Annotated in this window: 17 protein-coding genes; 10 read left to right on the top strand and 7 right to left on the bottom strand. The window is 75.4% G+C overall.

All coding sequences use genetic code 11. From position 1 onward, the window contains the following. Positions 1-186: 186 nt before the first annotated feature. On the top strand, positions 187-1,203 hold the full coding sequence (locus FB380_RS15050; protein ID WP_166755740.1) for an Acg family FMN-binding oxidoreductase: 1,017 nt from the start codon (positions 187-189) through the stop codon (positions 1,201-1,203). A gap of 11 nt (positions 1,204-1,214) precedes the next feature. Here FB380_RS15050 and FB380_RS26015 read toward each other — a convergent pair whose 3' ends face one another. Then, entirely contained in the window at positions 1,215-1,589 is a 375-nt protein-coding gene (locus tag FB380_RS26015; protein ID WP_341800207.1) for a universal stress protein, read from the bottom strand. A 96-nt stretch (positions 1,590-1,685) separates the two neighbouring features. Between FB380_RS26015 and FB380_RS15040 the strand changes: the two genes are divergently transcribed. The 6 genes from FB380_RS15040 (at position 1,686) to FB380_RS15015 (ending at position 6,993) form a co-directional block, all read left to right on the top strand. Continuing rightward, positions 1,686-2,615 carry an ABC transporter ATP-binding protein gene (locus FB380_RS15040; protein ID WP_166755739.1) on the top strand — a complete coding sequence of 310 codons (930 nt, stop codon included), beginning with the start codon at positions 1,686-1,688 and terminating at the stop codon, positions 2,613-2,615. Beyond that, positions 2,612-4,210: an ABC transporter permease gene (locus FB380_RS15035; RefSeq protein WP_166755738.1), complete on the top strand. Its 1,599-nt coding sequence runs from the start codon at positions 2,612-2,614 to the stop codon at positions 4,208-4,210. The genes FB380_RS15040 and FB380_RS15035 overlap by 4 nt, the downstream gene beginning before the upstream one ends. Positions 4,211-4,400: 190 nt before the next feature. Further along, positions 4,401-5,339, top strand: a complete 939-nt coding sequence (locus tag FB380_RS15030; protein WP_166755737.1) for a universal stress protein — start codon at positions 4,401-4,403, stop codon at positions 5,337-5,339. A 264-nt stretch (positions 5,340-5,603) separates the two neighbouring features. Continuing rightward, positions 5,604-6,083 carry an Hsp20/alpha crystallin family protein gene (locus FB380_RS15025; protein WP_208382868.1) on the top strand — a complete coding sequence of 160 codons (480 nt, stop codon included), beginning with the start codon at positions 5,604-5,606 and terminating at the stop codon, positions 6,081-6,083. A gap of 74 nt (positions 6,084-6,157) precedes the next feature. Further along, the gene (locus tag FB380_RS15020; RefSeq protein WP_166755736.1) at positions 6,158-6,649 is read left to right on the top strand and encodes a universal stress protein; all 492 of its coding nucleotides are present in this window, start codon (positions 6,158-6,160) and stop codon (positions 6,647-6,649) included. Continuing rightward, a complete protein-coding gene (locus FB380_RS15015; protein WP_208382867.1) occupies positions 6,646-6,993 on the top strand; it encodes a PLDc N-terminal domain-containing protein in 348 nt (115 codons plus the stop codon). Before FB380_RS15020 ends, FB380_RS15015 begins: the two co-directional genes overlap by 4 nt. A gap of 136 nt (positions 6,994-7,129) precedes the next feature. Here the strand turns inward: FB380_RS15015 and FB380_RS15010 are convergent, their stop codons facing one another. Continuing rightward, a complete protein-coding gene (locus tag FB380_RS15010) occupies positions 7,130-7,879 on the bottom strand; it encodes an alpha/beta fold hydrolase (protein WP_166755735.1) in 750 nt (249 codons plus the stop codon). Between the two features lie 55 nt (positions 7,880-7,934). Next, complete coding sequence (locus tag FB380_RS15005; protein WP_166755734.1) at positions 7,935-8,288, bottom strand: nuclear transport factor 2 family protein; 354 nt, start codon at positions 8,286-8,288, stop codon at positions 7,935-7,937. A gap of 390 nt (positions 8,289-8,678) precedes the next feature. On the opposite strand from FB380_RS15005, the gene FB380_RS15000 reads away from it, so the two are divergent. From FB380_RS15000 to FB380_RS14990, 3 genes are all read left to right on the top strand, one after another. Next, positions 8,679-9,650 carry a quinone oxidoreductase family protein gene (locus FB380_RS15000; RefSeq protein ID WP_166755733.1) on the top strand — a complete coding sequence of 324 codons (972 nt, stop codon included), beginning with the start codon at positions 8,679-8,681 and terminating at the stop codon, positions 9,648-9,650. A gap of 207 nt (positions 9,651-9,857) precedes the next feature. Further along, a complete protein-coding gene (locus FB380_RS14995) occupies positions 9,858-10,496 on the top strand; it encodes a hypothetical protein (protein WP_166755732.1) in 639 nt (212 codons plus the stop codon). Next, on the top strand, positions 10,493-11,974 hold the full coding sequence (locus FB380_RS14990; protein WP_166755731.1) for a glycosyltransferase family 2 protein: 1,482 nt from the start codon (positions 10,493-10,495) through the stop codon (positions 11,972-11,974). The genes FB380_RS14995 and FB380_RS14990 overlap by 4 nt, the downstream gene beginning before the upstream one ends. Positions 11,975-12,029: 55 nt before the next feature. Here the strand turns inward: FB380_RS14990 and FB380_RS14985 are convergent, their stop codons facing one another. From FB380_RS14985 to FB380_RS14970, 4 genes are all read right to left on the bottom strand, one after another. Further along, a complete protein-coding gene (locus tag FB380_RS14985; protein WP_166755730.1) occupies positions 12,030-12,986 on the bottom strand; it encodes a VWA domain-containing protein in 957 nt (318 codons plus the stop codon). Then, positions 12,983-13,879 carry a DUF58 domain-containing protein gene (locus FB380_RS14980; RefSeq protein WP_229681900.1) on the bottom strand — a complete coding sequence of 299 codons (897 nt, stop codon included), beginning with the start codon at positions 13,877-13,879 and terminating at the stop codon, positions 12,983-12,985. Before FB380_RS14980 ends, FB380_RS14985 begins: the two co-directional genes overlap by 4 nt. Before the next feature lie 74 nt (positions 13,880-13,953). Then, a complete protein-coding gene (locus FB380_RS14975; protein WP_166755728.1) occupies positions 13,954-15,117 on the bottom strand; it encodes an AAA family ATPase in 1,164 nt (387 codons plus the stop codon). A 183-nt stretch (positions 15,118-15,300) separates the two neighbouring features. Beyond that, positions 15,301-16,722 (bottom strand): C40 family peptidase, encoded by a 1,422-nt coding sequence (locus FB380_RS14970; protein ID WP_229681899.1) that lies wholly within the window; start codon positions 16,720-16,722, stop codon positions 15,301-15,303. Positions 16,723-16,970 lie beyond the last annotated feature (248 nt).

Below are 16,970 nucleotides of genomic sequence, written 5' to 3'. Positions count from 1 at the left end.
CGCGTCCACCGCCGGGGCCGGGACGCCGCGACCGCCGCGGCCGTGGCCGGCACCGCGGTGTGCTGGGGTGCTGCCCCGGCCGGCACGCGCTGACGGTCCCGGCCGGCCGGGACCTCCTCCTCTCCCCCGGCCGGCTCGACCTGCGCAGGCTGGACGGGGTCCGCCCCCGGAGCCCGAGGAGTCGTGGTGCCCACCGTCCCCCTCGACCGCGCCACCGCGCGCGCCGCGATCGCGCTGGCCAACCGTGCGCCGTCGGTGCACAACACCCAGCCGTGGCAGTGGCGGCCGGGTGCCCACTCGATCCACCTGTTCGCCGACACCACCCGCGCGCTCCCGGCCACCGACCCCGACGGCCGGGACCTGCGGATCAGCTGCGGGGCGGCGCTGCACCACCTGCGCGTGGCGCTGCTGGCCGCCGGCTGGTCGACGCGGGTGCACCGGCTGCCCGACCCCGCCCACCCGGAGCACCTGGCCGCGGTGGAGGTGTCCCCCGGGCGGGTGCCGCTGCCCGAGGAGCTGATGCTGGCCGCCGCCATCGAGCACCGGCGGTCCGACCGCCGGGTGATGTCGACGTGGCCGGTGCCCGCACCGCTGCTGGACGAGCTGAGGCAGGCCGCCGCGGCCCAGGGCGCGGTGCTGCAGCCGCTGGAGCGGGACGCCGACCGCAGGCGGGTGGCGGCCCTGGTCGCCCAGGCCGGCGTGCAGCAGGCGCTGGACCCGGCGCTCGCGGCGGAGGCGGCGGCCTGGTCCGGCCGCGGCCGGGCGGCACCCGAGGGCGTGCCCGCCGTCAACGTGCCCCGGCAGCCCGACGGCGCCGTGCCGGTGCGGCACTTCGCCGCCCGGGAGCAGGCCCAGGTCACCCTCGGCCGCGAGGAGACCGACGGCACCGTGCTGCTGTTGCTCTGCACCGCCGCGGCCTCGCCGTCGGAGGAGCTGGCCTGCGGTGAGGCGCTGAGCTCGGTGCTGCTGACCGCGACCCGCTGGGGCGTGGCGACCGACCCGATCAGCCAGCCGCTGGAGGTGCCGGCCACCCGTGCCGAGTTGCGCGCGGAGCTCCTCGGCGGTGCGGGCGAGCCCCAGCTGCTGGTGCGGCTGGGCTGGCCCGCGATCAGCGCCGAACCGGTCCCGCGGACCGGCCGCCGCCCGGTCGACGACACCATCCGACCGCTGGACGCCCCCTGGGGGTCACCGGCCCCCGGCTGAGGAGTGCCCGCTCAGGGCGCCGTCCGGTGGTGCTGCCCGAGCACGAGCACGTCGGCGTCCTCGGACGACGCGGTCAGCACCTCGGCCACCGGGCCGGTCAGCAGCTGCACCCGGGTGCGGCCGTGCCCACCGGTCTCCTCGACCGCCTCCCGCACCCGGGCCACCAGCTCGGCCGCCCGCCCGGCGTGCCCGGCCGCGCTGCCACCGGGCCACCCGGTGACCGCCGGCACCGTCCCGTCCCGCCGTGCCGCCTCGCGCGACGCCCACCGCGGCGCACCACGGCCCTCCGCCGTCGGGCCGACCCCGACGACGAGCCAGGGGCGGCGGGCGCGGGGCGCGCCGGGAGGGGCGGCGGGGGCGGAGCGGGGCGCACGGAGCCAGTGCAGGCCCGCGACGGGTTGCGTGACCAGGGCCGCTGGTCACGCTGATCAGCAGCCGGAGGACCTTCCCCTGGCCCGGTCACCGGAGCACCGTCGTCGGGCATGACCGCGGTGATCTCGGTGTCCGGCCTGGTCAAGACCTTCGGCCGGACCCGCGCCCTGGACGGGCTCGACCTCGAGGTACGGGCCGGGGAGGTGCACGGCTTCCTCGGCCCGAACGGGTCGGGCAAGTCGACGACGATCCGGGTGCTGCTGGGGCTGCTCCGGCCCGACGCCGGCCGCGTCCAGCTGCTCGGCGGGGACCCGTGGCGGGACGCCGTCGCGCTGCACCGGCGGCTGGCCTACGTGCCGGGCGACGTGACGCTGTGGCCGACGATCAGCGGTGGCGAGGTCATCGACCTGCTCAGCCGGCTGCGCGGCGGGACCGACCCCCGGCGGCGGGCGACGCTGCTGGAGCGCTTCGAGCTCGACCCCCGCAAGAAGGCGCGCACCTACTCCAAGGGCAACCGGCAGAAGGTCGCCCTCGTCGCCGCCCTCGCCTCCGACGTGGAGCTGCTCCTCCTCGACGAGCCGACCTCCGGGCTCGACCCGCTCATGGAGGCCACCTTCCAGAGCTGCATCCGGGAGGCCCGCGACGAGGGGCGCACCGTGCTGCTGTCCAGCCACATCCTGGCCGAGGCCGAGGCGCTGTGTGACCGGATGAGCATCATCCGGCTCGGGCGCACCGTGCAGACCGGCACGCTCGGCGAGCTCCGCTCGCTGACCCGGACGTCGGTCACCGCCGAGACCGTGCACCCGGTGACCGGGCTGGACGGGCTCCCCGGTGTGCACGGCCTGCGGGTCAGCGACGGCCGGGTGAGCTTCGACGTCGACGGCGACCAGCTGGACGGCGCCGTCCGCCGGCTGACCGCGGCCGGCCTGCGCAGCCTGCTCAGCGCGCCACCGACCCTGGAGGAGCTGTTCCTGCGCCAGTACGGCGACGAGCCGGCCGCGACCGGAGGGGGGCAGCTGGCCGGGAGCCGGTCGCCGTGAGCGGGGCCACGCTGGCCGGCACCACCGAGCTCCTGCGGTTCGCGGTGCGCCGCGACCGGCTGCGGCTGCCGATCTGGCTGCTGGCCGGCGGGGCGTTGATGGCCACCCAGTCCACGTCCAACCAGACCTTCTACCGGACGCCGGAGGCCCTGGCGGCCTACCGGGCGTCGGCCGGGAGCAACGCGGCGAGCATCGCGTTCTCGGGGCCGCCGGTGGGGCTGGACACCGTGGCCGGCACGGTCGCCTTCGAGATCTCCACCTCGCTGGTGGTGCTCACCGTGCTGATGGCCATGTTCACCACCACCCGGCACACCCGGGCCGACGAGGAGGCCGGCCGCACGGAGCTGGTCCGCTCGGCGCAGGTCGGGCGGCACGCCCCGCTGGTCGCCGCGACGGTGCTCGCGGCGCTGGCCTGCGCGGGGATGGGCGTGGCCATCGCGGCGGGCGCCGCGCTGACCGGCCTGCCGGTGCAGGGGTCGGTGCTGCTGGGCAGCGCCACCGCCTCGGTGGGGCTGGTGTTCACCGGGGTCACCGCGGTCTGCGTCCAGCTGACCGGGGTCACCCGCGGGGTGTACGGACTGGTCGGCGGCGTGCTCGGGGTGTCGCTGGTGGTGCGGGCGATCGGTGACATCACCGGCAGCGGGCTGTCCTGGGGCTCACCGGTCGGCTGGGCCCAGGCCACCCACCCGTGGTCGGCCGACCGGTGGTGGCCGCTGCTGCTGCCGCTGGCCGGCACGTCGGTGCTGGTGCTGGCTGCCCGCCGCCTGCTCGACCGCCGCGACCTGGGCGCGGGTCTGCTGCAACCCCGGCCCGGCGCGGCCACGGCGCCCCGGCAGCTGTCCAGCGCGCTGGGCCTGGCCTGGCGCCTGCACCGTGGCGCGCTGGCGGCCTGGGCGGTGGGCATCAGCCTGCTCGGCCTGGTCTACGGCGGGTTGGCCGAGTCGGTGGAGACGCTGATCGGCGACAACCCCGATGCCCAGGTGTTCTTCCAGACGAGCTCGACCACCGACCTCGTCGACGCCTACCTCGGCGTGACGTTGCAGATGACCGCGCTCATGGTGGCCGGCTACGCCGTCTCGGCCACCATCCGGGCGCGGTCCGAGGAGACCTCCGGCCGCGCCGAGCCGGTGCTCGCCACCGGGGTGAGCCGGCTCCGCTGGCTGGGCAGCCACCTCACCGTCGCCCTCCTCGGTGCCACCGCCCTGCTCGGGCTGGGCGGCCTGGCCACCGGGGTCAGCCGGGCGGTGGCCACCGGGGACGCCGGCGCCGTGCTCCGGCTGGCCGGCGCGGCGCTCGGCTACACGCCTGCGGTGTGGGTGGTGGCCGGGCTGGCGGCGGCGCTCGTCGGCGCGGTGCCCTCCGCCGCGGCGCCCACCGCCTGGACCGTCTTCGGACTGCTGCTGGTCATCACCCTGTTCGCGGAGTCCTTCGACTGGCCGGGCTGGGTCGGCGGCCTCTCCCCGCTCGCCCGGACCCCGACCGTGCCGGCCGAGGAGTGGGCCGCTCCGCCGTTGCTCGTGCTCGGCGGTCTGGCCGGGGCGTTGCTGGCGCTGGGGCTCGGCGCGTTCCGCCGACGCGACCTCACGACTGCCTGAGCACCAGCCGCTCCCCCTCGCCAGGACCCGCTCGCCAGGACCCGCTCGCCAGGACCCGCTCGCCCGGACCCGCTCGCCGGCGGCGAGGTGCCCCAGGGCCCGAGGTCCCGACAGCAGCGGTACCCAGGACCCACGGCGGCGGTGCCTCCCGCCGGTGGCCCGGGCCCGGAGTGGGCGGGACCGTCAGGTCATGGACCTGCAGCCCCCGGGCAGCCCGCACCGGGACGGACGACCGGTGGTGGTCGGCGTCGACGGGTCGCGCCCGGCCGCCGACGCGCTGCGCGCCGGCGCCCGGGCAGCCGCGGCGCGTGGAGCCGCGCTGGAGGTGGTGCTGGCCTTCCCGTGGAGCGAGGCCGACGTCGTGCCCGCACCGGAGGGCTTCGACGGGCTCGCCGTCCTCCGGATGGCGGCGGAGCAGGTGCTCGAGGAGGCCGCCACCGCCGCCCGCACCGCGGCACCCGGGCTCTCGGTGGCCACCCGGATCGAGGTGGGACGCCCGGTCGACGTCCTGGTCCGCGAGTCCGACCGGGCGCAGCTGCTCTGCCTCGGCACGACCGGGCGCGGGTTGGTCACCGACCTGGTCATCGGCTCCACGGCCGCCGCGCTCGTCCAGCTGGCGCACTGCCCCGTGCTGCTGGTGCCGTGGACGCCGCCGTGGAGCACCCGCAGCCGGTCCGGCGTCGTCGTCGGGCTGGCCCCCGGCGAGCTGGACCCCGCCGTCGCCGCGTTCGCCTTCGCCGAGGCGGCGTCCCGCGGGTGCCAGCTCGTCGCCGTCCGCGCCTGGGCCCACACCGTGCCGGGCGCGGCCGGCCTGCTGGAGCCCTTCGTCGACGCGGCCACCGCGCAGCGGCGGGAGGAGTCGGCGCTCGACGACGCCCTCACCGAGGCGTCCGCGCAGCACGCCGGGGTGGTCGTGCAGCAGGTGGCGGAGCGTGGGTCCGCCGCCCGGCTGCTCCTGGCGGCCGCGCTGACCGCCGAGCTGGTCGTGGTCGGCCACCGGCACCACCGGCTGGCGCGGCTGGGGTCGGTGGCCTCGGCCGTGGTGCACCGGGCCGGCTGTCCGGTCGCCGTCGTCCCGCTGCTGGACCGCCCGGCGCCGGTGCCGGCCGCCCCCGTCACCAGCGGCTGAGCCGGCGGGGCAGGACCGGCCGGCTCGACCCCGTGCCCGCACGTCCAGGGCCGCCCTCCCCGTGCGGCCCCGGCGGGAGCAGGGCGACCACCGCGCACGGCACCGGCCCGTCCACCGTCGACGACCGACCCCGGCCGGCCAGGCACGCGTGGTGCCCGAGCAGCGGGGCCCCAAGGGCGCTGGCATGCACGACGAAGGTCCCTGCCCCCGGACGCGCGGACGGGGCGAAGGTGGAGGTCCGTTCCCGACCACCGAGGAGGACCGATGAGCACGTTGCAGCACCACACCGAGGGGCACGGCCCCGCGCTGTCCCCGTTCGCCCGGCTGGACCGCATGTTCGACGAGTGGATGCGGACCATGCCGATGCGCCGCGCGTTCGGCCCGGCGTGGGAACCGCAGGGTGAGGACGTGATCAGCGTCGACGAGTACCGCGACGGCGACACCCAGGTGATCCGCGCGGAGCTGCCCGGCATCGACCCGGACCGCGACGTCCAGCTGACCGTCCAGGACGGCGCGCTGCGCATCCACGCCGAACGCACGGTGGAGAGCGACACCGAGGACAAGGGCTACGTCCGGCACGAGCTCCGGTACGGCACCTTCTCCCGGGTCCTCCCGCTGGCCGACGGGGCCGCGGAGGCCGACATCCGGGCCAGCTACAAGGACGGCATCCTCGAGATCCGCGTGCCCGTGCCGCAGCGGCCGGCGGCGCAGGAGCCGACCACCATCCCGATCACCAAGGACTGATCCGGACCGCCGCGACCTGCCCGCACCGAGCGGGTCGCGGCTCCCGTCGTCCCCGCCTCCCCGAGGAGCCCACCGTGACCACACCCGCCCCCCGGCCGACGATCGTCGTCGGCGTCGACGGCTCCGCGTCCGCCACCCAGGCGCTCCGCTGGGCACTCCGCCAGGCCGAGCTGACCGGCGGGGACCTGCACGTCGTCAGTGTCTGGCACCTGCCCACCACCGCTGGATGGGAGACCGTCCTGGACGCGATCGACTGGGCGGCCAACGCCCGGCTCGCGCTGGACACCGCACTGGCGGACGCCGCTCCTGACGGTGCACCGCACGTGCACCGTCACGTCGTGGAGGGCCACGCCTCCCGGGCGCTGGTCGAGGCCGCCGCGGACGCCGACCTGCTGGTCGTCGGGAACCGGGGGCGCGGTGGCTTCTCCGGGATGCTGATGGGCTCGGTCGGACTGCACGTGCTCGCCCACGCCCCCTGCCCGGTGGTCGTCGTGCACGGTGACCGGCTGCCCAGCGGGCACCGGCCCGCCGCGGACGCCACCACCGCGAGCGCTGCGGTCCCGTGACACGGCGGGCGGACACCGACGGCACCGGCACGACCCTCCTGGTCGACGCGGTACGCGCCGCGCTGCCCGGGGGTCACCGCCGGGCGACCGGGACGGGCTGCGTCCGGTACCCGCGGCGGTGGCAGGACCTGACGCCCCGCCAGCAGACCGCGGTCCTGGTGCTGGGCTCGGTGCAGCTGTCCCTGGCGGCCACCGCCTGGGCGGACCTGGCGGCCAGCCCCGCCGAGCAGGTCACCGGGAGCAAGCTGCGCTGGGCCCTGGCCATCGCGGTCAACTGGGTCGGGCCGCTGGCCTGGTTCCGCTGGGGCCGCCGCGACCGCCGGGCGGGGTACTCCCGCGGGTGACGGTCGACCGGACTCGGCAGCCGGGCGATGCGCCCCCGCGTGGCGGGCCGGCTGCGGGCTGTCGGCCCGCACCGTCCCCGCGTGCCGAGCCCGGCACGGAGGGGGCCCGAGCGGGGGGCGGGGCTGGTGCGGTGTCTCAGCCGGCTGTCGCGCGGGCGGCCTCGGCGATGAGGCCGGCGACTACGCCCGGTCGGGACACGGCGACGGCGTGCGAGGCGTCGACCTCCACGACCGTCGAGTGCGCGCGCTGGGCCATGAAGGCCTGCGCCTCGGCCGGGACCGCGAGGTCCTGGCGCGTGACCAGGGTCCAGGACGGGATGGTCCGCCAGGCCGCCGCCGTCGCCTTCTCCTCCAGCGCCTCGCTGGTGATGGGCCGCTGCGTCGCGATCATCAGCTCGGCGACCTCCGACGGGACGTCGGCGGCGAACACCTGCCGGAACTCCTCTGGCCGGATGTAGAGGTCGGTGACCGTGCCGCCGTTGCCGTCGGGGACGGGGACCGGGTCCAGCGCCGACCCGAGTTCGTTGCCGGGGAACCTCCCGGCCAGCTCACCGGTGCTCTCCCCCTCCTCCAGCAGGAAGCTGCCCACGTAGACGAGCGCACGGACGCCGGGGTGCCCGTCGGCGGCCACGCTCATCACCGAGCCGCCGTAGGAGTGGCCGACCAGCACGATCGGGCCGCTCACCTGGTCCAGGACGCTGCGCAGCTGCAGGGCGTCGTGGCGCAGGCTCCGGAGCGGGTTGGCAGCGGCTATGACAGGGAAGTCGTCGCTCCTGAGCTGCTCGATCACCCCGTTCCAGCTCGCGGACTCGGCGAAGGCGCCGTGCACGAGCACCACCGTGGGCCTCTGCTGGGCCGGCCGGACTTCGTCGGTGTCGATGGTCATCGTCGTTCCTCTCGGTGCGTGGCGACCTGGACGACCGGATCGGCGCCTCGGCCCCTCATGGCGCGATGACGAGCTCGGAGATGGAGTCGCCGGCCAGCACGAAGCGGTAGCGCAGGTCGACGACGCCACCGGGGAAGTCCCCCTCGAGGTGCTTCGTGGCGACCCAGCGCGCGTCATCGGTGTGGTCCACGGCGACGAGGGTGCTGGTGTACGTGTACTCGGTCCCGGCCTTGGCCAGGAAGCGCCGGATCTCCTCGGTCCCGCGGTAGGTGACGCCGTCGTCGACCACCACGGCGGTCGGCGTGAAGGCGCGCAGCGCGGTCTCCGCGTCGCCGGCGTCGTGCGCCGCGAGGTAACCCCGGATGGTCGCGGGGAGCTGGTCGGGCTGGATGTCGCTCGGTGCGGTCATGGCACCACGGTGCGGCCTCCCGCAGCGGGAGGGTCAAGCGCTGGACCCTCCCCCGGGGAGAGGGGGCCGAGTGCACGCGTGCTCGCGATCCGGTGCTGGATCAGCGGGCCGCAGGCTGCACGGGCACCCGGGCGTCCGGCCAGGCCCCGGCGATCGCCACGACGTGCCGGGTGTCCGTGCCGCAGCAGCCGCCCACGACCGCCAGCTGCGGAAGAGCCCCCGCGAGGCGGCCGTGGCGGCGGCCGAGGTCGGCGGGGCTGTCCGGCGACTGACATGGCGCCGCAGTCTCACGATCCGACCTCTCGGTCGGCGGGCCCGAGGCGGACCGTTGCCGCCACTGACGCACAGGCCCGCTCAGCCGAGCGTGTCGGAGGCCATAGCCTGACCTGCATGCGTGCTGTGCAGATCACCCGCTTCGGCGGCCCCGAGGTCATGGACGTCGTCGACCTGCCCGACCCGGTGCCCACTGAGGGCCAGACCCTCTTCGACATCTCCTCCGCCGGCGTCAACTTCGCCGACACCCACCAGACCGAGGACAGCTACCTGGCCAAGCAGGAGCTGCCGCTGATCCCGGGCGCGGAGTTCGTCGGCACCCCGGCCGGTGGCGGCCAGCGGGTCGTCGGCCTCCTGCCCGGCGGCGGGTACGCGGAGAAGGTCGCCGCGCACTCGCGGCTGACCTGGCCGGTGCCCGACGGCGTCACCGACGAGCAGGCGCTCGCCGTCGTCCTGCAGGGCGCCACCGCCTGGCACCTGCTGCGCACCTCCGCCCACCTGGCCGAGGGCGAGTCCGTCGTCGTCATCGCCGGCGCCGGCGGGGTCGGCACCCTGGCGATCCAGCTGGCCAAGCGCTGGGGCGCCGGCCGGGTGATCGCCACCGCCTCCAGCCCGGAGAAGCGGGCGCTGGCCGAGGAGCTGGGCGCCGACGCCACCGTCGACCCGGCGCTGGCGGACGACGACCCGAAGGCCTTCGCCGCCGCCCTCCGCGAGGCCAACGGCGGGAAGCGGGTCGACATCGTGCTGGAGATGACCGGCGGCAACGTGTTCGACGGGTCGCTGTCGGCGCTGGCGCCCTTCGGCCGGCTGGTCGCCTACGGCATGGCCGGGCGCGAGGCCCCCGCCACGGTCGCCGTCCCCGCGCTTATGGGCACCAGCCGGGCCGTCATCGGGTTCTGGCTGGCGCACTGCATGACCCGGCCGGAGATGATGGACGCCGCGATGACCGACCTGCTGTCGATGGTCGCCGACGGGACCCTGACGCCGGTCGCCGGCGGCCGGTACCCGCTGACCGCCGTCCGCGAGGCCCACCAGGACCTGCTCGCCCGCCGCACCACCGGCAAGCTCGTCCTCGACCCCACCCGCTAACCGGTCGGCCGACGTCCCCACTCCGAGGGGGCGTCGGTCACCCGGCCGGTGCACGCCTGTCCCCCACTGGCGTGACGGTGCGTGACCTCGGCGGCACTGCTCCTTACGTTGGGTGCAGATCGCTCGAGGACGTGGCCGACGCCGTCCCCCTTCCGCGCGGTCCTCCAGTTGACCGCGCGGCTGCTGCCGCAGGAAGGGGTGTGCCGGGTGTCGGCCACACGACTCAGGAGGGGCCTCCTCGGGGCCACGACAGCACTGCTGCTCGGTGCCGGTCTGGCCGGCTGCCAGCTGCCGGACGTCGGCATGAGCCCGGGGCTCACCGCCCAGGCGGCCGAGAGCACGGACGCCGGGAGCAGCACGGCCGCCCCCTCGGTGACGCCCGTGCCGGCCGCCGAGGTCGCGGAGCTCCGCCCCGCCGGTGACCTCGACACCGGCTCGATCACCCACTCGGTCGCGGCCGGTGACCGCAGCGTGGTCATCGACTGGTGGACCGGGGAGGACGCGGCCACCTGGACCGCCGACGGCGCCAAGACCGTCCAGCTCTCCGCCCACGTCGAGGGCGGGAGCAGCAGCCAGGCGATCACGGTGACCCGCTTCGTCGCCACCTCCGACGACGGGACCGCTCGGACGACGGTGGCCGAGGACCGCGGCGAGTTCGTGCTGACCCCGCCGTTCAGCTACACCACCGCCCTGAGCCTGACGTCGTCGACGGCCGGGGCCACCGACCTGACCCTCTACGCCCAGTTCGACCTGCTCGTCGAGACCGAGCCGGGTTCGGGCGAGTTCTTCCGCCAGACCGTGCTGGACAGCATCCAGCTCCCGCTCCTGCAGGAGGAGACCCAGTGACCGAGCTCGTCGTCCACGGCATGCGGCGGGCCACCGACCGCGTCCAGCTCCTGGCCCGCGGCACCGAGGTGCCGCCGGACATCTCCTCGCTGCTGCCCGACGACTGGGCCGAGCAGGCCTCGACCAGCGAGCGCCGCACCGCCACGATCAGCTGCATCATCCCCGCCTACAACGAGGAGGGGACGATCGCCGACGTCCTCACCTCCCTGCTCGCGCAGACCCGGCTGCCCGACGTCATCCACGTGATCATCAACAACACCGACGACGACACCCCGGAGATCGCCCGCAGCTTCGAGGGGCCGCACGAGCGGACGGTGAAGGGCGAGCTGTTCCGCACCGTGGTGCACGTGCACGACATCGGCGAGAACCCGGACAAGAAGGTCGGCGCGCTCAACGTCGGCTTCTACCTCAGCCGCGGCTTCGACTACATCCTCGGCGTGGACGGCGACACCACCCTGGACCGCCGGTGCGTGGAGTGGCTGGAGAAGGAGATGGTCACCGACCCCCGGATCGGTGGGCTCTCGGCCATCTACAGCTTCGACAAGACCAAGCTCTCCGGGGCCATGTCCCGCTTCCTGGTGTCCGGGCAGCGCGCCCAGTTCGCCGGCTTCAACATGGACAACCTGGTCCGCGGCCGGAACATGGCCGTGCTCGGCGGGCAGTGCAGCCTGTTCAGCGTCCGGGCGCTGGAGACGGTCATGTACCGCCACCACCAGTCCGCCCCCTGGGTGCGCGACTCCGAGGTCGAGGACTCCAAGCTCTCCCTGCAGATCAAGGACGCCGGCTTCAACACCAAGATCAGCGCACGGGCGCGTGCCTTCGTCGGGCCGATGACGAACCTGCGGGCGCTGCACGGCCAGCAGGTGAAGTGGAACTTCGGCGGCATCGACCTGCTCTGGCCGGGCCAGCGCGGCGACAACAAGGGCCAGCCGCTGCACCCCAACCTCCGGCTGCGCTGGTACGAGAACATCGCGATGCTGTTCAACATCAGCACCCGGATGGCGTTCGTGCTGCTGCTCGCGGCCGCCCTCTCCATCGACGCGTTCGTCTTCAACCCGGTCTGGCTCATCCCCCCGGTCGTGGCGACGCTGCTCAACCTCCGGATCGCCGCGTCGATGCACGACAAGAGCGCCTCGGACATCTTCTACGCCCTGCTGGTCGCCCCGGCCGAGCTGTACATGTGGATCCGGATGGGCCACTTCGTGTCCGCGTGGGTGCAGTTCCTGGCCCGGGTGGAGAAGGACAACTGGGCGGCGCAGGCAGCCGCCGAGCGCGGCCGCGGCTCGGCCTACGTGATGCCCGCCCTCTGCGCCGTCGCCACGTTCCTCGTGCTGATCTTCGCGTGGAGCCAGCAGAGCATCTCCGTGCAGTCCGCGATCCTGTCGATCGGCTGGCCGGTGCTCTACCTGGTGACCGTCCTGCAGACGCTCTTCATGATCAAGAAGCTGGTCCGCCGGCAGCGCGGCTTCAGCGTGTGAGGGCCGGACCCCACGCCACCCGGGTGCAGCGTGGGGTCCGGCAGGCACGCGCCGATCAGAGCAGCCGGTTGGTCCAGAGCAGCGACGCGACGACACCGAGGAAGGCGAACAGGACGCCGCCGCGGACGAACCAGGGGCTGATGTCCTGCGGCTCGGTGGTGTAGCCGATCTGGCTGCCCAGGTCCTCGAACACCTCCGACAGCTCCTCGGCGCTGGCCGCCTCGCTGTAGCTGCCGTCGGTCTCCTCGGCGATCTGCTCCAGCGTGGCCCGGTCGACCGGCACCGGCACCCGCTCGCCGTTGATGTCCAGCGTGCCGTAGTCGGTGCCGAACGCGATCGTGGAGACCGGGACCGAGGCGGCGTTCGCCGCGTCGATCGCCTGGGTCGCCTCCCGGCCCACGGTGCTGTACCCGTCGGAGAGCAGCACGATCCGGGCCGGCGGCGCCTCCATGCCCTCCGAGGCCAGCGTCGCCTGGTAGTTGCTGATGGCGGTCAGCGAGGTGAAGATCGCGTCCCCGATCGCCGTCGCCTCGGCCAGTTCCAGGTTCTCGATCGCGGTGCTCACCTCGTCCCGGTCGGTGGTCGGGGTGACCAGGGTGGCCGCCGTCCCGGCGAAGGCGACCAGCCCCAGGTTGATCCGTTCCGGCAGCACCTCGACGAACTCCTGGGCCGCGACCTGCATCGCCTGGAACCGGTCCGGCTCGACGTCGCTGGCCCGCATCGACAGCGAGACGTCGACGGCCATGACCACCGTGGCGCGTTCCCGGGGCACCCGGACCTCGGTGCTGGGCTGGGCCAGCGAGGTGACCAGCAGCGCCAGGCCGGCGGCGACGAGCCCGAACGCGACGTGCCGGCGCCAGCCGGGGCGCTTGGGCACCAGCGAACCGAGCAGCGCCACGTTCGTGAAGCGGGCCGCGTACCTCGCCCGGCGGCGCTGCAGCACCACGTAGAGGCCGACGAGGGCCACCACCGCCAGCAGCGCGGCCAGCCACCACGGGGACTGGAAGGTCATCGGGAGGCCCCTCCGCTGCCGGCGCGCCGGCGGTCGGCGACGTAGCGGACGACGTCGGCCAGCCAGTCGCGGTCGGTCTGCAGTCTCAGGTGCCCGGCGCCGGCCCGGCGCAGGGCGGCGGCGATCTCCCGCCGCTGGGCGGCCGCGCCCTCGGCGAACCGGCGGCGGACCTCCGCGTTGCCGGTCGGCACCTCGAGCGTCTGGCCGGTCTCCGGGTCGACGACGGTCAGCAGCCCGACGTCGGCCAGCTCCAGCTCACGCGGGTCGACCACCTCGATGGCGAGCAGGTCGTGCCGCGCCGACAGCCCCCGCAGTGGGCGCTCCCAGTCGGCGGTGCCCTGCGCGTCCGAACCGAGGAAGTCCGAGATCACCACGACCAGCCCGCGGCGCCGCGGCGGCCGGCGCAACGACTCCAGCGCGGCAGCGAGGTCACCGCGCCGGCCGGCGCCGGCCCGCGGGGTGTCCACGACGGACCGGAGCAGCCGGTCGGCGGCCAGCCGTCCGGGGCTCGCCGGGTAGCGGTCGACCCGCTCGCCGGTGGTGACCACGGCGCCCAGCCGGTTCCCGCCGCGCACGGTCAGGTGGCTGACCGCGGCCAGCCCGGCGATCGCCAGGTCCCGCTTCTCGCACGCGGCGGTGCCGAAGTCCAGGCTGGCGGAGAGGTCGAGCACCACCCAGGTCTCCAGCTCCCGGTCGGCGATGGTCTCCCGGACGTGCGGCACCTGGGTGCGCGCGGTCACCGGCCAGTCCATCCGGCGGACGTCGTCCCCGGGGTGGTAGGTCCGCGAGTCGCCGGGCTCGCTGCCCGAGCCGGGGACGAGCCCCAGGTGGTCGCCCTGCAGCAGGCCGTCCAGCCGCCGCCGGACCGTGAGCTCCAGGCGGCGAAGCAGCACCGCGGAGTTGCTGCCGGGCCCGAAGTGCGGCGGTGCGCCGCCTGCCGCCGCCCGTCCGGTGTCGTCCGGGCCGGTCACACCGGCTGCGGGCCGAAGCCGCCGTCGGGACGGCCGCCGCCCTGCGGAGCACCGTTCGGGCCGCCCTGCGGCGGGCCGAACGACGGGCCACCGAAGCCGGGCACGGACGGGCCACCGGGGGAACCGGGCCCGTAGCCGGCGGCGCGCTGCCGCGGGGTGACCTGCGGCAGCGGCACGGTCTGCACCACCCGCTTGACGATGTGGTCGGCCGGCACGCCGTCGGCCAGCGCGTCGTAGGAGAGCACCAGGCGGTGCCGCAGCACGTCACCGGTCACGTCGAGCACGTCCTGGGGCAGCACGTAGTCGCGCCCGCGGATCAGCGCCAGCGCCCGGCTGGAGGCGATCAGGCCCAGCGAGGCGCGCGGGCTGGCGCCGTAGGAGACCCAGCTGGCGACGTCGGGCATGCCGTGCTCCTGCGGCGCCCGGGTCGCCACCACCAGGCGGACGACGTAGTCGACCAGCGCGTGGTGCACGAACACCTCCGACGCGGTGCGCTGGAGCCGGCGCACGTCCTCGGGACCCAGCACCGGCTGCGCCTCCGGCGGGGTCGACCCCATCCGGTAGATGATCTCGCGCTCCTCCTCCGGGCTCGGGTAGTCGACGAGCACCTTGAGCAGGAAGCGGTCGCGCTGGGCCTCCGGGAGCGGGTAGACGCCCTCGTTCTCGATCGGGTTCTGGGTGGCCAGCACCAGGAACGGGTCGGGCAGCGGGTGGGTGACGCCGCCGATGGACACCTGCCGCTCGGCCATCACCTCCAGCAGCGCCGACTGCACCTTGGCCGGGGCCCGGTTGATCTCGTCGGCGAGCAGGAAGTTGGCGAACACCGGCCCGAGCTCGGTGGCGAAGGTGTCCTGACCGGACTTGTAGATCCGGGTGCCGATGATGTCGGCCGGCACCAGGTCCGGGGTGAACTGCAGCCGGGAGAACCTGCCGCCGACGACGGTGGCCAGGGTCTCCACGGCGAGGGTCTTCGCGACGCCGGGCACGCCCTCCAGCAGCACGTGGCCCCGGGCCAGCAGCCCCACGAGCATCCGCTCCACCAGCCGGTCCTGACCGACGATGACCCGCTTGATCTCGAACAGCGCACGCTCCAGGCGCGCGGCGTCGACCGAGGGTGGGGTGGGCTGTGCGGGGGCGGGCGAGCTGCCTGCGGCGGTCACGCGTCGAGTGTCCTACACCTGGCTGTGCAGGCCACCGTGCCTGCGTGGTCCGATGGCCGGCGACACCCCGTCCGGGGTGTCGCCGGACCCTGCCCGGACGACGGCAGGACTGCTAGCCTGACGCTCGCGTCGGGCAGCTCCCCCCGTGGCTGCCCGACGCCTCATGCCCTGACCTGGCCGGCGTCAGGCGGTGGGGCGCACGGCACCGAAGTAGTCGCTGCCGAACCACATCGTGCTGATCCGGACGACGTCCCCGCTCTGCGGAGCCTGGATGACCTTGTTGCCGCCCAGGTACAGCGCCACGTGGTAGATCGAGTTGTAGTTGCTGCCGCTCCCCCAGAACACCAGGTCGCCGGCCTGCAGGTCGTCGCGGCCCACCGTCCGGTCGCTGAACCGGGCCCACTGCGCCCGGCTGGTGCCACCGATGGCGATCCCGGCCTGGGCGTAGGCGTACTCGGTCAGCCCCGAGCAGTCGAAGCCCCAGATGCCCGTGTCCGGCGGGATGCCGTAGCTGGGGCCGCGGCTGCCACCACCACCCCAGGAGTAGGGCAGGCCCTGCTGGGTCTTCGCGGCGGCGATCGCGGTCTGCACGGCCGACGCGGAGGGCGCGCCGGCGTTGTCCTGCACCGGAGCTGGGGCCGGGGCCGGCCGGGGAGCCGTCACCGGGGCGGGCGCGGGCCTGGACACCGGAGCGGGCGCCGGAGCGGGAGCCGGAGCGGGTGCCGGGGCCGGGCTGCCGCCGCCGGACGAGGACCCGGAGCCACCGGAGGACGACGACGGCGCCGGCGCGGGCGCCGGGGCCGGGGCGGGGGCCGCTGCCCGCTGGGCGGCCGCACGCTCCTCGGCCGCCTGGCGCGCGGCCTCCAGACCGAACAGCGTCTGCTGCGCCTGCGCGAGCTCGTCCTCCACCTGGTCCTGCTGGGTGGCGAGCGCGACGGCCTGCTCCCGGGCGGCGACCTCCTGCTCCTGCGCGGCGGCCAGCAGCTCGGCGGCCTCGGTCTTCAGCGTCTCGGCCGCACCGACCGCCTGCTGGGCGGCCTGCTCGGCGACGGTCGCCTGCTCCTGCAGCACGGTGAGCTCGGTGACGACGTCGACCCGGTGCTCCCCCACGGCGGAGAGCAGCGCCGCACGCTCGACCAGCTCGGCCGGGCCGCCGGAGGTCATCAGCGCCCGGGCACCCGGGTTGGTGCTGCCCTGCATGTAGCTGTCCCGGGCGAAGGCAGCGACCTCGCCCTTGCCGACCGCGACGTCGGCGGCGGCCTGGCCGGCAGCTGCCTGGGCCGCCTCGGCCGCGGCGCGCGCCTCGTCGTAGGCGCCCTGGCGCTCCTCGTAGTCCTGCAGCGCGATCTGCGACCCGATGCGGGCCTCGTCGACGGCGGCCTGCGCGCCGGCGAGCTGACCGGTGATCACCCCGACCCGGGCGGCGGCCTCCTCGCGGGCCCGCTGCGCGGCGGAGATCTCGCTGTCGCTGGGTGCCGCCGCAGCCGTGCCGGGGGTGACCACCAGGCACGCGGCGACGACGGTGCCGGCGGCGAGCGCACGCTGCACCCACCGGGCACCCGCTCGTCGTCCTGTGCTGACCTGCGTACCGACCTGTGCGTGCACGAACCCGACTCCTCCGTTGCCCGGCGCCAGGTTGTGCGGCGGCGCCGGTCTCGACCAGTCCCGGCACACCCGTCGGGGTGTGCTCTCGCGGGGTCATCGACCGGATCGGGTGAACTGCTGAGGACCGGCGGAGGGACCTCCCCCCACGGGGTGAGGCCGGCCGGCACGCACGGTGAGCAGCGGACGGGCGCCCGCCGGGGCCCGCCACGAGGGCGAGGCGTCGAGGGCCCCGTCCCCGAGGGGACGGG

It is taken from the genome of Modestobacter marinus (assembly GCF_011758655.1).
Taxonomy (GTDB): Bacteria; Actinomycetota; Actinomycetes; order Mycobacteriales; family Geodermatophilaceae; genus Modestobacter; species Modestobacter marinus.
Note: the sequence above shows the minus strand (reverse complement) of the source record. Positions and strands in the feature narration are given on the sequence as shown.

Bases quoted from the DNA above. Each gene is read 5' to 3' on its own strand.
- FB380_RS15005 (WP_166755734.1), bottom strand. From the start codon at position 8,288: ATGACCGCACCGAGCGACATCCAGCCCGACCAGCTCCCCGCGACCATC.
- FB380_RS14985 (WP_166755730.1), bottom strand. From the start codon at position 12,986: ATGACCTTCCAGTCCCCGTGGTGGCTGGCCGCGCTGCTGGCGGTGGTG.
- FB380_RS15000 (WP_166755733.1), top strand. From the start codon at position 8,679: ATGCGTGCTGTGCAGATCACCCGCTTCGGCGGCCCCGAGGTCATGGAC.
- FB380_RS15010 (WP_166755735.1), bottom strand. From the start codon at position 7,879: ATGACCATCGACACCGACGAAGTCCGGCCGGCCCAGCAGAGGCCCACG.
- FB380_RS15025 (WP_208382868.1), top strand. From the start codon at position 5,604: ATGAGCACGTTGCAGCACCACACCGAGGGGCACGGCCCCGCGCTGTCC.
- FB380_RS15030 (WP_166755737.1), top strand. From the start codon at position 4,401: ATGGACCTGCAGCCCCCGGGCAGCCCGCACCGGGACGGACGACCGGTG.
- FB380_RS15040 (WP_166755739.1), top strand. From the start codon at position 1,686: ATGACCGCGGTGATCTCGGTGTCCGGCCTGGTCAAGACCTTCGGCCGG.